The organism is Kosakonia sp. S57 (assembly GCF_016516575.1).
In the GTDB taxonomy this organism is placed as follows: domain Bacteria; phylum Pseudomonadota; class Gammaproteobacteria; order Enterobacterales; family Enterobacteriaceae; genus Kosakonia; species Kosakonia cowanii.
In genome coordinates this window covers 14459-28137 of the sequence record NZ_JACVUL010000008.1, presented here as the reverse complement: position 1 = coordinate 28137, position 13679 = coordinate 14459, and the positions used below count along the sequence as shown (strand labels likewise).

At 57.1% G+C, this 13679-nt stretch carries 13 protein-coding genes; 4 read left to right on the top strand and 9 right to left on the bottom strand.

From position 1 onward, the window contains the following. Nucleotides 1-23: 23 nt before the first annotated feature. Genes creC through creA form a run of 3 tightly spaced genes read right to left on the bottom strand, consistent with a single transcriptional unit; the run spans nt 24 to nt 2622 of the window. Complete coding sequence (gene creC, locus IAE48_RS09555) at nt 24-1448, bottom strand: two-component system sensor histidine kinase CreC (protein ID WP_200134204.1); 1425 nt, start codon at nt 1446-1448, stop codon at nt 24-26. After that, complete coding sequence (gene creB, locus IAE48_RS09550; protein WP_128483678.1) at nt 1448-2137, bottom strand: two-component system response regulator CreB; 690 nt, start codon at nt 2135-2137, stop codon at nt 1448-1450. The genes creC and creB overlap by 1 nt, the downstream gene beginning before the upstream one ends. An 11-nt stretch (nt 2138-2148) precedes the next feature. Continuing rightward, the gene (creA, locus tag IAE48_RS09545; protein WP_042715993.1) at nt 2149-2622 is read right to left on the bottom strand and encodes a protein CreA; all 474 of its coding nucleotides are present in this window, start codon (nt 2620-2622) and stop codon (nt 2149-2151) included. 218 nt (nt 2623-2840) lie between these two features. Between creA and robA the strand changes: the two genes are divergently transcribed. Beyond that, nucleotides 2841-3713, top strand: a complete 873-nt coding sequence (robA, locus tag IAE48_RS09540; protein ID WP_094419316.1) for an MDR efflux pump AcrAB transcriptional activator RobA — start codon at nt 2841-2843, stop codon at nt 3711-3713. Here the strand turns inward: robA and gpmB are convergent. Beyond that, nucleotides 3710-4357 (bottom strand): 2,3-diphosphoglycerate-dependent phosphoglycerate mutase GpmB, encoded by a 648-nt coding sequence (gene gpmB, locus IAE48_RS09535; RefSeq protein WP_042715995.1) that lies wholly within the window; start codon nt 4355-4357, stop codon nt 3710-3712. The two genes, robA and gpmB, sit on opposite strands and share 4 nt — an antisense overlap. Nucleotides 4358-4456: 99 nt before the next feature. Here gpmB and yjjX point away from each other — a divergent pair, with 99 nt between their 5' ends. Further along, nucleotides 4457-4972 (top strand): inosine/xanthosine triphosphatase, encoded by a 516-nt coding sequence (yjjX, locus tag IAE48_RS09530; protein ID WP_200134276.1) that lies wholly within the window; start codon nt 4457-4459, stop codon nt 4970-4972. Here yjjX and trpR read toward each other — a convergent pair. Both trpR and sltY read right to left on the bottom strand, forming a co-directional pair. After that, the gene (gene trpR, locus IAE48_RS09525) at nt 4963-5292 is read right to left on the bottom strand and encodes a trp operon repressor (RefSeq protein ID WP_200134203.1); all 330 of its coding nucleotides are present in this window, start codon (nt 5290-5292) and stop codon (nt 4963-4965) included. The two genes, yjjX and trpR, sit on opposite strands and share 10 nt — an antisense overlap. Before the next feature lie 75 nt (nt 5293-5367). After that, a complete protein-coding gene (gene sltY / locus IAE48_RS09520) occupies nt 5368-7308 on the bottom strand; it encodes a murein transglycosylase (protein ID WP_200134202.1) in 1941 nt (646 codons plus the stop codon). A gap of 215 nt (nt 7309-7523) precedes the next feature. On the opposite strand from sltY, the gene ettA reads away from it, so the two are divergent. Beyond that, nucleotides 7524-9191, top strand: a complete 1668-nt coding sequence (ettA, locus tag IAE48_RS09515; RefSeq protein WP_042715999.1) for an energy-dependent translational throttle protein EttA — start codon at nt 7524-7526, stop codon at nt 9189-9191. A gap of 318 nt (nt 9192-9509) precedes the next feature. Then, complete coding sequence (locus IAE48_RS09510; RefSeq protein WP_200134201.1) at nt 9510-10094, top strand: LuxR C-terminal-related transcriptional regulator; 585 nt, start codon at nt 9510-9512, stop codon at nt 10092-10094. Here IAE48_RS09510 and nadR read toward each other — a convergent pair. From nadR to serB, 3 genes are read right to left on the bottom strand one after another with little or no spacing between them, the layout of a single operon-like run. Next, the gene (gene nadR, locus IAE48_RS09505) at nt 10044-11270 is read right to left on the bottom strand and encodes a multifunctional transcriptional regulator/nicotinamide-nucleotide adenylyltransferase/ribosylnicotinamide kinase NadR (protein WP_023480307.1); all 1227 of its coding nucleotides are present in this window, start codon (nt 11268-11270) and stop codon (nt 10044-10046) included. The genes IAE48_RS09510 and nadR overlap by 51 nt on opposite strands. A 29-nt stretch (nt 11271-11299) precedes the next feature. Further along, complete coding sequence (gene radA / locus IAE48_RS09500; RefSeq protein ID WP_124969944.1) at nt 11300-12682, bottom strand: DNA repair protein RadA; 1383 nt, start codon at nt 12680-12682, stop codon at nt 11300-11302. Nucleotides 12683-12690: 8 nt separating this feature from the next. Next, nucleotides 12691-13662 carry a phosphoserine phosphatase gene (gene serB, locus IAE48_RS09495; RefSeq protein ID WP_042716000.1) on the bottom strand — a complete coding sequence of 324 codons (972 nt, stop codon included), beginning with the start codon at nt 13660-13662 and terminating at the stop codon, nt 12691-12693. Nucleotides 13663-13679: the final 17 nt, after the last annotated feature.

Sequence of the window (13679 nt, the reverse complement as noted above, 5' to 3'; positions counted from 1 at the left end):
GGCTATGTGTGAAGCATTTGAAGTTATGTGAAGTGAGGGTGAAGTGTCAGACGGGCTTCGCAACCGCCTTCCTCACGGTTGGAAACGGTGATAGCGCCGTGATGCAAGCGCGCGACTTCCTGGACAAAGGCCAGCCCTAATCCGCTGCTCTTCTGCCCATTTCCGCGCGGCAGGGAGTAGAAGCGCTCAAAGATGCGCGGCAGCGCATAATCAGGAATACCGGCACCGCTGTCGCTCACCGTGATGACTATCTTGTCGGCTTCCTCTGCGGCGCGCAGCACAATATTGCCACCAGCAGGTGTAAAGTCGATGGCATTATCCAGCAGGTTTCCCACCGCCTGCGCCAGCAGCTCTTTATCACCCGCCACCACCGCATCGTTGGCTTCAAAAACAAGGTTTAGCGCCTTTGCCGCTGCCACCGCGCTTCGCTCCTCCTGCAATTGCTGAAAGAGCGCACTCATCTCAACAGGCGCAAAGGCGATCTCCAGACGGTTCTCCAGCTTCGCCTGATGCAGCAACTTCTCAACCAGGCGCTGCATACGGCTATTCTGCGCGAGAATATTCTCCGTGAAGCGGGTCGCGACTGGCTGGGGAGGATGTTCACGCAGGATCTCTGCCGCGCCGCGGATCGCCGCCAGCGGGCTTTTCAGCTCATGGGTCAGGGCATAAACATACTGCTCAATATAGTTTTTCCCCTCCAGCTTGACGCGCATGCTCTCCAGCGCCTGCGCCAGTTTGCGCAGCTCGCTGCTGCCCAGTTCAGGCAATGGCACCGGGCGGTCTTCGGTTACCGAATCCGCATAACGAGCGAGCTTGCCGATCGCGCGGTTGATCCACCAGACCATCGCCCCGCCAATCAGCAGCGCAATGCCGAGCAGTGCGCCACCAGCCCACAAAATGCGCCGTTCGCTGCGTTTTATCACCGGCTCCATTGCGCTATTGGGTTTACCGACGCTCACCACGCCAATGATCCGCCCCGCATCCGTCACAGGCGCAGCGACATACATCACCGTACTTTGCGGATCGCCCGCAACCAAGGGTGAGCTACGCGCGCCATACTGCCCGCGCAGCGTTAACCAGACATCATTCCAGCGCGAATAGTCCTCGCCCAGCGCCTTGCCCGTCGAATCAAATACCACGCGCCCGCTCGCGTCCGTCATATAGACATGGTACTCGTTGCGCACTTTGTGAATACCGTTGATATGGGCGTTAATCGGGTGCTGATGAAGGGTGGCAAAGGCCTGCGCCAGCCGCCCATCCTGTGCATGCCCGCTGCGCAAATCCTCGCGGGCAAACTCTGCCAGCAATGTCGCGGTATCAATCAGCGTGCCTTCGGTGGCGCGACGCACGCCGGGTTTGATCTCCTGCACGAAGATAAACAGCACAAACCAGGCGGCCACTGCCACAATCAGGAAGTAGCCCAGCAGCAGGCGCATGCCGATACGCATCAGCGCAGCCCCAGGCTGTAACCCATGCCGCGATGGGTATTGATTGGCGTCAGTTCAGGATTGATTGCGCGCAGCTTGGCGCGCAGCGTTTTGATATGGGTGTCGACGGTACGATCGAAGCTCTCTTGCCCATCGCACCACACCTGGTCCATCAACTGCTGGCGCGAGAAGATCCTGCCCGGCGCCTGCAATAGTGTTTTCATTAACAGGAATTCATACCGCGTCAGATTCAGCGTTTCGCCGCACCAGAGGATAATCGCCGCGGTTTCATCCAGTTCAAACTCGCCGACGCGGATACGGTCGCTATGCAGCGACGCTTTCTGCAACCTACGCAACACGGTGCGCACGCGGGCGCACACTTCGCGCGGCGAGAAGGGTTTGGCGATATAGTCATCCGCGCCCATCTCCAGCCCCAGCAGTTTGTCGACCTCTTCGCTGCGCGCGGTCAGAAACAGCACTGGCAGCGCGGGTGCGCGCGCCAGCAGACGCCGGCACAGCTCAAAGCCGCTGATATCCGGCAGGCCAACATCAAGGATGACCAATTCGGGCAACCGCTGTGCCGCTGCATCCAGTACCGGTAATCCCCGCTCAAACGCGGTGACGGCAAACCCATCCTGTTGCAGCATATAGAGTAAGGTTTCAGCGATGCTGGCTTCATCTTCCACCAGCCAAATCAGCGGTTGCGGCATAGACACGTTGCTTATTTACCCCACGGCATGATCGGCACTGCGCTGATGGCGTTCTTCGGTGAACCTTCGACCACTTTATCGGAATAGGCTAAATAGGTCAGCGCGTTACGTTTGGAATCGTAGAAACGAACCACCTGTAACTTTTTGAAAACTAACGAGGTGCGCTTCTGGAACACGACGTCGCCCTGCGCTTTGCCGTTCTTAATCTTATCGCTCAGCTCAACCGGCCCTACCTGCTGGCAGGAGATCGCCGCATCGGAGGTATCCTCTGCTAAACCAAGACCGCCTTTGATACCGCCGGTTTTCGCCCGGCTGATATAACAGGTAACGTTTTTCACATCGGGATCGTCGAAGGCTTCCACCACGATTTTGTGATCAGGGCCGAAAATCTTGAATACCGTATCCACCGATCCAATCTGCTCCGCCTGTGCGGAAGCTAGCGAGGTCAACAGGAGAGCAGGAATAACAAACTTTGTATATTTCATATTGTTACCATTTTTGAATATTACGTTACGCAACTATTCAGTTTTCATATGAGAAACTGTTTGCAGATCACCCATTTACAAAATTTATGATTAAAATCAGTCACAATGCGCGGGTCAGTGCAAAAAAAACACTGCATGCTAAACCCCTTAAAACCCGCTATTATCCCTCCCCTGATATCAAGCGTTCACCGCTGCTGTGCTATGGAAGAGGATATTTTATGGATCAGGCTGGCATCATTCGCGACTTACTTGCCTGGCTGGAAGGCCATCTCGATCAGCCGCTGTCGTTAGATAATGTGGCGGCAAAAGCGGGTTATTCCAAGTGGCATTTGCAAAGGATGTTCAAGGATGTCACAGGCCACGCTATCGGCGCCTATATTCGTGCCCGCCGTTTGTCGAAATCCGCCGTTGCGCTGCGTCTTACCGCCCGCCCGATTCTTGATATCGCGCTACAGTATCGCTTCGATTCCCAACAAACGTTCACCCGCGCGTTTAAAAAACAGTTTGCCGTTACCCCAGCGCTCTATCGCCGTTCACCGGACTGGAACTCGTTTGGCATCCGGCCGCCGCTGCGTCTGGGCGAGTTCGCCTTACCGACGCACAGCTTTGTCACGCTGCCGCCGATGAAGCTTATCGGCACCACGCAAAGTTACACCTGCGCGCTGGAGGAGATCTCCGATTTTCGTAACCAGATGCGTATCCAGTTCTGGCGTGAGTTTTTAAGCAATGCGCCTACCATCCCGGATGAGTTGTACGGCCTGCACGAGCCGCGGCCAAGCCAGGAAAAAGATGACGAGCAGGAAGTCTTTTACACCACCGCCCTGACGCCGGAGCAGGCGAATGGTTACCTGAGCAACGCTCAGCCGGTCGCGCTGGAAGGGGGAGACTATGTTGCCTTCTCCTATGATGGCGCACCGGAAGGGTTGCAGGAGTTTATCCTGACCGTCTACGGCACCTGCATGCCGATGCTGCAGCTGACGCGCCGTAAAGGCCAGGATATCGAACACTTCTACCCGCAGCGCAACGCCACCAACGATCGTGAACCGCCGACGCACATTCGCTGCGAGTATCTGATCCCTATCCGCCGTTAGCGCTGCATCTCATCGAGCGCAGGGGCGTCCAGATGTGAGACGTCGCCTGCGGTTTCCACCACCCAGCCTGACGCCAGCCATGGGCTCTGCTGATAGTCGATGCGGGAGATGGAGCAGTTACGCAGGCGCAAACGGCGCTCGGCGTAGGCCGGCAGGCCAAGGATCGTGCTCACCAGACACCCCAGCGCCATGCCGTGGCTCACCAGCAACGGACGGCTGCCTTCTGGCAATTCGAGACAGGCTGCCAGCGCGGCGTGCATACGCTCGCTCAGCTCCTGCATAGACTCCCCTTCAGGAATGCGGCCATCTGCGGTGCCGTTGACCAGTTGACGACGCCAGCCCTCTTCCTCTTCGGTTAAAGAGTCAAGGGGGCGTCGCTCCAGCACGCCCATATTGAGCTCGCGCAGGCGCGGTTCCAGCGTCACGTCGCAGCCGCAAATGTCCGCGATAATCTCCGCCGTGCGGCGCGTACGCCCCAGGTCGCTGGTGATAATGTGGGTGATGCCCAGTGCTTTCGCGCGTTCCGCCACCTGACGGGCCTGTGTTTCGCCTTTGTCGGTTAACGGACTGTCAGACTGGCCTTGAATACGACGCTCGGCGTTCCAAAGGGTTTCACCGTGGCGAACAAGGTATACCTGTAACATGTATTGTTATCCATTATACTGCGATGAATTTATTTCTCTGAGGAAGGCTCAAGTCCGCATGGGAAAAGCAGTTTCCTCTCGGACATGCCTTAGATGATTATGCACCAAGTTGTCTGCGCTACCACCAATCCCGCCAAAATTCGGGCGATTCTGCACGCTTTTAACCAGATTTTCGGCGAAGGATGCTGCCATATTGACGCTATTTCCGTCGAGAGCGGCGTCCCGGAACAACCCTTCGGCAGTGAAGAAACGCGAGCTGGCGCACGAAACCGCGTGCGAAACGCGCGTGCGGCGCAGCCGAACGCGGATTTTTGGGTGGCGATCGAAGCGGGTATTGATGAAGGGAGCACCTTCAGTTGGGTGGTGATTGAAAGTGGCGAGTTAACCGGCGAATCCCGCTCGGCAACGCTGCCGCTGCCGGAGGTGATTCTGCGCGATGTGAACGCTGGCGAAGCGCTGGGACCGGTGATGTCACGCTATACCGGCATTGATGAGATTGGCCGCAAAGAGGGAGCCATTGGCGTCTTTACCGCCGGGGCGCTGACCCGCGAAAGCGTCTATCACCAGGCGGTGATTTTAGCGCTCAGCCCGTTCCATAACGCCGTTTATCGTTGAGCGTTAAGTAACGCTTTTTCCAGCCACAGACGCAAATCCGTCGGCGCGGCTTTCAGACTGTTGGAGCCGCGCGTGATGGTCGCAATGCCCGCGCCAAGCTCGTTTTTCAGCTCGCGCTGGCTCATCTCGCCGCGCAATAGCTCTTCGATAATACGCACCCGCGTGCCCAGCGCTTCGCGCTCGTCCGGCGTAAGCATCAGGTTAAGCAACGGGATATGCAGTTCGTTGTCGTACGCCTGCCTGAGCAGATCAACAAAGCGTTGCCACTCCTGCTCGCGCTGTTCGGCCATCGCCACTGAATAGGGGGATTGCTGAGTCATAGTTTGTCGCCGTGTTAGGGATTTTTATGCTGCGTACTCGTGCATGAGTACGCAGCATAGCATAAACCACACTAATCAGTAACGGCGCTGCCATTCAGCGTCACTGAGGATGGTCGCTTTCTCGTCCTGCAGGAAGTAACGGTAGTAGGCATCATAAGCCAGCACGTTTTTCACATAACCGCGCGTTTCCGAGAAAGGAATGCTCTCGATAAACGCCACCGCATCCAGCTTGCCGCCGCTGTTATTCAGCCAGCTACGCACCCTTCCCGGCCCGGCGTTATAAGCCGCCGAGGCGAAAATACGGTTATCGCCAAACTGCTGGTAGACATACTGCAGATAGCTGGTGCCAATCTTGATGTTGGTTTCCGGATCGAAGAGCTGGCTGGAGTTACTGTAGCCCGGGATCGAAAACATCTTCACCGTATGCGTGGCGGTGGCAGGCATAATTTGCATCAGCCCGCTCGCGCCGACCGGCGAGCGCGCCGTCGGGTTCCACGCACTCTCCTGGCGAGAGATAGCCATCGCATAACTCGGCGAAATCTGCTTATCGCCGGTATAGCGCGTATAGAGATCGCGATACGCCAGCGGGAAGCGCTCCTCTAACTGATCCCACAACTTGCCGCTGATCGTCGCCTGCACGCTCAGATCCCACCACTGCTGCTCAAAAGCATAGCGCGCCAGCTGCGCCTGCTGTTGCTGGCTGCGGCTGGAGACCAGATTCGCCCACTCACCGCGCGCGGTGTTATCCATCTTCCAGTACATCAGCTCGCGCACGCGCGCCATCTCTGTACTCTGCAACAGGGTCGGATCGACGTTGCCATCAGCCTTATCTATCTTCAACTGATACGCTTCGCCCAGACGCTGCGCGGCAGCCATCGGGTAGAAGCCGCGTTGCTGCATCAGCGCATGGAGGATCTCTTTGGCGTCGTTTTCACGCCCGCGCTCCAGCAGCAGATCGGCCTGCCAGTAGCGCCACTCATCTTTCTCTTTCGCCTCCATCGGCAGGCGCGAAAGCCAGGTATTCAGCCCGCGGCGATCGCCATTACTGAGCGCCATACGAACACGCCGCTCCAGCAGTGAAACGGATTGCGAACGCATAATCGTATCGTCGCGCCAGCGCGCCTGCTCACTGGTCACATCATTGCCCATCAGCCGCCACGCGACCGTCTCGCGTAGCTGCTGCGTCTGCTCTTCGTTGAGTTTTTGCGCCTGGGCCAGTGACGGGATCATTAGCCGGGCATTTTCCACATCCTGGCGCGCCACGCTTTCAAACGCTTCAGCCGCCATCTGGCGCGTAAAGTCCGTCGCTCCGGTGGTGGTAGCGAAACTCATCACCGTCATCGGATCGTTTGCGAGCGTCACGATCGCCGACGAGATGGTCTGGTAATCGGGCGGCATCTGGCTCGCCAGCAGCGTAACAAGCCGCGTATTACCGGCTTTCATCGCCAGGCGGATCCGCTCCAGGTAAGCGAGCGGATCCTGTTTGCCCGACGCGCGCCATGCGCCAAACAGCTGATCGCAGGCGTTGGGCTGGCTTTTACCACTCAGCCAGAGATCTTTCGCGCCCGCCCAGGCTTCATCCGCCTGGCCGCTGTTCCATTTGGCGAAGTAGTAGTTGCACTGCGCCTCGGTGGTCGTGGGTTTGTCCGGGCTAAAGGCCAACAAACCCTGCCAGTCCTGACGCCGCGCCAGCTCGTTCACAAAGCGGTTTTTCAACGTACGCGCGGCGGGCAGCGTCGGATACTGCTGCACAAACTGGGTGACAGTGAGCGCCGGTTCGCTCATCAAATCGTCGGTGATCTGCCGGTATTGCAGGTAGGGGTAAAGGGGATAAGTTTGCAGCGTCGGCATTAGCTGCTGCACAACGTCCATCTGGCTGTTGTCCCAGGCGCTTTTAATTTGCGCATACCGATCGCGTTGTTCATCCAGTGAGTCCGCCCGCGCCGCATTGCTGAAGGACAGCAAACACACGCAGGCCGCCGCTAACCGCCAGGCGGCATGTTTAGCTCTCTGCACAGCTCTTTCCTCTTATCTGTCACATTTTTACAGCATCATGCCGCATACAGGGGTTAATGCTAACCGGGCATGCCGTAACGCGCCACGTTACGCACACTTTTTTACCTTTCTGGTGTGATTTAACAGTGTGAGCGTCGCTGGCTGGGATTAGCGCGCGAAAACGGCTACACTCCGCTGTTAAATGCACTACTCATAACAAAGAGGCGAAGTCCACCGTGGCTCAATTCGTATATACCATGCACCGTGTCGGCAAAGTTGTTCCGCCGAAACGTCATATTCTGAAAAATATCTCCCTCAGTTTCTTCCCTGGCGCAAAGATCGGCGTACTCGGCCTTAACGGTGCCGGTAAATCGACGCTGCTGCGCATCATGGCCGGTATTGATACCGACATCGAAGGGGAAGCGCGCGCGCAACCGGGTATTAAAATCGGTTACCTGCCGCAGGAGCCGCAGCTCAATCCTGAGCAGACGGTTCGTGAATCGGTTGAAGAAGCCCTTTCTGAAGTGGTTAACGCGCTGAAACGTCTGGATGAAGTTTACGCACTCTACGCTGAGCCGGAGGCGGATTTCGACAAGCTCGCCGCCGAACAGGGCAAGCTGGAAGAGATTATCCAGGCGCACGACGGTCACAACCTGAACGTGCAGCTTGAGCGCGCCGCCGATGCGCTGCGTCTGCCGGAGTGGGATGCGAAAATCGCCACTCTCTCCGGGGGTGAACGCCGCCGCGTCGCGCTGTGCCGTCTGCTGCTGGAAAAGCCGGACATGCTGCTGCTCGACGAACCAACCAACCACCTGGATGCCGAATCCGTTGCCTGGCTGGAACGCTTCCTGCACGACTTTGAAGGTACCGTAGTGGCGATTACCCACGACCGTTACTTCCTCGATAACGTTGCGGGCTGGATCCTGGAGCTTGACCGCGGTGAAGGTATTCCATGGGAAGGCAACTACTCCTCGTGGCTGGAGCAGAAAGATCAGCGTCTGGCGCAGGAAGCCTCTCAGGAAGCGGCTCGCCGTAAATCCATTGAGAAAGAACTGGAGTGGGTTCGCCAGGGCGCGAAAGGCCGTCAGTCGAAGGGCAAAGCCCGCCTGGCACGCTTTGAAGAACTTAACAGCACCGAGTACCAGAAACGTAACGAAACCAACGAACTCTTTATTCCGCCAGGCGCGCGTCTGGGCGATAAAGTGGTTGAAGTCAGCAACCTGTGCAAAGCCTATGGCGACCGCCAGCTGATCGATAACCTCTCCTTCTCCGTACCGAAGGGAGCCATCGTCGGCATTATCGGCCCGAACGGCGCCGGTAAATCGACGCTGTTCCGCATGATGTCCGGTCAGGAGCAGCCTGATGCCGGCACTATCACGCTTGGTGAAACGGTGAAACTGGCCTCTGTTGACCAGTTCCGTGACGCGATGGATAACAACAAGACCGTCTGGGAAGAGGTCTCCGGCGGGCTGGATATCATGCGTATCGGCAACACCGAGATGCCAAGCCGCGCCTACGTTGGCCGCTTTAACTTTAAAGGCACCGACCAGGGCAAACGCGTTGGCGAACTCTCCGGTGGTGAGCGCGGTCGTCTGCACCTGGCGAAGCTGCTGCAGGTTGGCGGCAACATGCTGCTGCTCGATGAACCAACCAACGACCTGGATATCGAAACCCTGCGCGCGCTGGAAAACGCCCTGCTGGAGTTCCCGGGCTGCGCGATGGTTATCTCGCATGACCGCTGGTTCCTTGACCGTATCGCCACCCACATTCTGGATTACCAGGATGAGGGTAAAGTGGAGTTCTTCGAAGGTAACTTCACCGAATACGAAGAGTACAAAAAACGCACGCTGGGCGCCGATGCGCTGGAGCCGAAGCGTATCAAGTACAAACGTATTACCAAGTAATAAGCAGAGCGAATGGGGAGACCCATTCGCTTTTTTTCCCGCAAACCCTCAGCAAATTCCTCTTCTTTCCCGCACTAAAAAAGTATTTTTGTTTTTCTGTTATTCAGGACGAATAAGCCACCTCGTTATATTCGCCATGGAAATAAAATAAAAATAAACCGCATCAGACGACGCTAATCCAAAGCAGATATCACTGCGCAATGTCTATCGGCAGAATATCTGTTTTAGCTTTCGCTAAAAAAGCCGCATCTTGAATAACGCTACACCCAGTCGCTACCATTTTGCTTCCTCGTAACAGGCAGCAAAGGGAGCCCTCTTATGCACATCATTACAGACGATCGCTTCCTGGCGTGCGGGCTGCGGGCACTGTTTGATCAGGGAATCTTCAACCTTGCCGAAGAGGACGTTATCGTCGATTTCGATAATCACTTTCTGATTATTACCACGCTACCGACATTAAAAACGATTATGTCTGGCGACCAATCTTTTGAGCATTTTTTATTACAGCCCTTTTTTAAAATCGAAAAGCGCATTGCTATAAAAGCGTTACCGCTTCAGCTGAAATACCGCCCCTGGCGGCAGCGTAAATATACGCCGCCATCACCGCCCCTCACGCGCAAAGAGCGGGCACTGCTGACGTATGTGATGAACAGCGAGTATCAAAACGGGATTTTTGATTATGGCGAGCTGGGCAGTAAAACCCTGAGTACCCACAAATACAATCTGCTGCGCAAAGTGAACCTGCGCTCAATTGCCGCGCTGGCGCAGGTGCATATGCGCTGGAAAACGCTCTCTCATCTGCGCTGTTTCTGGCCGGAGAGCGCATGCGCCAGACCGGCCAGAGAGCGCGCGCTACGCGCCCATCAGCTGTTTTACCAGGTCAACACACTGCAGGAAGCGTGAGTCGTAATCGGCCTCTTCAACGCGAACATAGTCGATATTGTTCGCTTCCAGCATCGAGACCAGCAGATCCTGAAACTCACGGCGATCGACAGAGCTGCCGAGGCTACGCAAGCCGTCGTTGATCCACGGCGTATTGTTTTCCAGCAGGATCACCAGATCGAAACGATACTCATCGATCAGCGCCTGCACAAAGGGGTGCTCGCGCCCCTCATACTTTTTACAGAAGGCCTGCGTGGTGACAAAGTCGGTATCGATAAAGGCGACTTTATTGGCGTATTTCACCGCGAAATCAATGTATTGCGCATGGCCTAGAGCAATTTTGTCGTAGTCGGAATATTGCAGCGCAATCTCATCGCCACCGAGATGGGAGAAGACATAATCGCGACCAAACTCCCAGGCGCTGGTGGTGTTGAAGATATTGGCAAGCTTGTTCACCAGCGTCGACTTCCCGCTCGACTCGCCGCCAAGGATCGCCACCGTGCGCACAAAGAAGGGCTTCACTTCCGTCGGGATGTACTCCCAGTAGCGGAACGGGTTTTCACGAATTTGTGAGCCGCTAATGTTCATAAAGGTGCGCTCGGGATCGACCAGCACCGCTTCCGTGCCGAGATGCTGCAAATATTGCGGCGCATCCGCAGCTTCAGAAGTGTAAATCCAGTTCGGCGTAATGCCCTTTTCCGCCATAAAGGCTTTGATGCCATTGCTCCAGACGTCCCAACCGTGAGGATAGGGCTCCATCCCCTCTTCGTTGAACGCGTGAATACGGATATTTTTCTGATACTTAAAAGTTTGCAGCAGCCAGCGCAGACGGTCGCTCACCGTTGGCTGCTGCGACATCGCGCTTTCTTCAAACAGCGCGCGGTCGCGGGTTTCGTCATACCCGAGGATGATATGCAGCTCGTCAACCTGGCTACAGGCGCGCTGGATCAGGTAGATATGGCCAGTGTGCAGCGGATAGAACTTGCCGAACACCACGCCGATATTTTTCTCGCGACGCGGGAAATCCAGCCCGAGGAAACGGTGCAGCGCCTCCAGCTTTTGCGCGCTGGGGCTTTTGATTTTGGCATTCAGCAGCTGGCTTAAGTAGCCTTTGGTCATGCCGCTGGCATCCGCGACCTGCTGCAACGTGCAGCCCTTCTGGCGAATGGCGGTTTTTAAGTAGTCGAATGACGACATCGTTGCCTCCTGCAAAAGTGATAAGCCAATTATAAGTCGTCAAAGACGCTTAGCGCATCGGCGAGCTTCTTCACGCCAAAGATCTGCATGCCTTCCGGCACCTTTTTCGGCACGTTTGCCGCCGGAACAATCGCCCGGCGAAAACCGTGCTTCGCCGCTTCCGAGATACGCTCCTGGCCGCTCGGCACCGGGCGGATCTCACCGGCCAGCCCGACTTCGCCGAACACCACCAAATCCTGCGGCAGCGGGCGATCGCGCAGGCTGGAGACCATCGCCAGCAGCAGCGCTAAGTCGGCGCTGGTTTCCGTCACTTTCACCCCGCCGACCACATTGACAAACACATCCTGGTCCGCCATCTGCAAACCGCCGTGGCGGTGCAGCACGGCCAGTAAAATCGCCAGCCGGTTCTGCTCAAGCCCTACCGCCACGCGGCGCGGGTTCGACATCATGGAGTGATCGACCAGCGCCTGGATCTCCACCAGCAGCGGGCGCGTTCCTTCCCAGACCACCATCACCGAACTGCCGGAGGTTACTTCATCCCCGCGGCTAAGGAAGATGGCCGACGGGTTGCTCACTTCGCGCAGCCCCTGCTCCGTCATGGCGAAAACGCCCAGTTCATTCACCGCGCCGAAGCGGTTTTTATGGCTGCGCAGCGTGCGGAAGCGGGAGTCGGCATCGCCGTCGAGCAGTACCGAACAGTCAATACAGTGCTCCAGCACTTTCGGCCCCGCCAGCGAACCATCTTTCGTCACGTGGCCGACCATTACAATCGCTACGTCGCGGGTTTTGGCAAAGCGGGTGAGATAGGCCGCGGTTTCGCGCACCTGCGCGACGCTGCCGGGCGAGGACTGGATATCCGCCATGTGCATTACCTGGATGGAGTCGATCACCATCAGGCGCGGCTTCTCCTCTTCAGCAATCATGCAGATCTGCTCAATGCTGGTCTCGGAGAGCATATTCAGGTTAGTGGTCGGCAGCCCTAAACGGTGGGCGCGCATCGCCACCTGCTGCAGTGACTCTTCGCCGGTAACATAAAGGGTTTTCATCTGCTCGGAGAGCTTGCAGAGCGTCTGTAACAGCAGCGTCGATTTCCCCGCACCCGGGTTACCGCCAATCAGAATGGCGCTGCCGGGCACCACGCCGCCGCCGAGGACGCGGTCAAACTCTTTAAAACCGGTGGAGAAGCGCGGCAGCGCTTCGAGGCTAATGTCGGAGAGCTTTTGCACCTTCGACACGCCCGCGCTGCCCGCATAGCCGGAGAGGCGCTCGTTGCGCGCAACGGTTGGCGAAGCGGCCACGCGCACTTCGGTAATGGTGTTCCAGGCGTGACAGGCGCTGCATTGCCCCTGCCAGCGCGGATAATCAGCGCCGCACTCATTACAGACAAACGCACGTTTTGGAGCTTTCGCCACATTCACCTCTACTTCTTATTAATACTGCCGGAAAGGATACAAAATACGCCCATCAGGTCGGCGTGACGAATGGTCACTTCCGCCTTCTCATTCACGGTTGGTTTGGCGTGAAACGCGATGCCAAGGCCGGCGGATTTGATCATCGGAAGATCGTTGGCGCCATCGCCAATCGCCACGGTCTGATCCGGGGCGATCTCATACTCTTCCGCCAGCAGCTTCAGCGTTTTCGCTTTGTACTGCGCATCGACGATATCCCCCAGCACCTGGCCGGTAAATTTACCGTCGACGATCTCCAGCTGATTCGCCACCGCCGCCGTCAGATGCAGCTTGTCGCGCAGGTAGTCGGCAAAGAAGGTAAAGCCGCCGGAGGCAATCGCCACCTTCCAGCCGAGGGTTTCCAGTTTTAACACCAGTTGCACCAGACCCGGCATCAGCGGCAGATTTTCGCGCACCTGATGCAGGATAGCAGCATCCGCGCCTTTTAAGGTCGCCACGCGGCTGCGCAGGCTGGCGGTGAAATCGAGTTCACCGCGCATCGCGCGCTCGGTCACTTCAGCCACCTGTTCGCCGGTGCCGGCCAGTTTGGCGATCTCATCAATGCACTCAATCTGGATCGCGGTGGAGTCCATATCCATCACCAGCAGCCCTGGCGAGCGCAGGTGCGGGATTTTACCGAGCGGCGCGACGTCCATGCCCTCATCGTGCGCCAGGCGCGTCGCGCGCGGCGTCAGCGAGCCTGCCAGGCGAATCACCTGATACTCATCCACGCTCCAGGCGGAAACAATCACCATCGCGGCACCCAGCTTGCGCTGATAGGTGGTCAGACGCTGCTTATCAAGGCTCCGGCTATAGAGCAACCAGCCGCTGCGACCAGCGTGATAATCCAGAGGCATCACCTCATCACCACTGAGAGAGAGCGGCAATCCCGGCCACTGAGAAACATCATCGGGCAGGTCGCACCAGGTCAGACTGTTAGGCATTAAAGCTCCTGTAAAAA

Bases quoted from the DNA above. Each gene is read 5' to 3' on its own strand.
- creC (WP_200134204.1), bottom strand. From the start codon at position 1,448: ATGCGTATCGGCATGCGCCTGCTGCTGGGCTACTTCCTGATTGTGGCA.
- creB (WP_128483678.1), bottom strand. From the start codon at position 2,137: ATGCCGCAACCGCTGATTTGGCTGGTGGAAGATGAAGCCAGCATCGCT.
- creA (WP_042715993.1), bottom strand. From the start codon at position 2,622: ATGAAATATACAAAGTTTGTTATTCCTGCTCTCCTGTTGACCTCGCTA.
- robA (WP_094419316.1), top strand. From the start codon at position 2,841: ATGGATCAGGCTGGCATCATTCGCGACTTACTTGCCTGGCTGGAAGGC.
- gpmB (WP_042715995.1), bottom strand. From the start codon at position 4,357: ATGTTACAGGTATACCTTGTTCGCCACGGTGAAACCCTTTGGAACGCC.
- yjjX (WP_200134276.1), top strand. From the start codon at position 4,457: ATGCACCAAGTTGTCTGCGCTACCACCAATCCCGCCAAAATTCGGGCG.
- trpR (WP_200134203.1), bottom strand. From the start codon at position 5,292: ATGACTCAGCAATCCCCCTATTCAGTGGCGATGGCCGAACAGCGCGAG.
- IAE48_RS09510 (WP_200134201.1), top strand. From the start codon at position 9,510: ATGCACATCATTACAGACGATCGCTTCCTGGCGTGCGGGCTGCGGGCA.
- nadR (WP_023480307.1), bottom strand. From the start codon at position 11,270: ATGTCGTCATTCGACTACTTAAAAACCGCCATTCGCCAGAAGGGCTGC.
- serB (WP_042716000.1), bottom strand. From the start codon at position 13,662: ATGCCTAACAGTCTGACCTGGTGCGACCTGCCCGATGATGTTTCTCAG.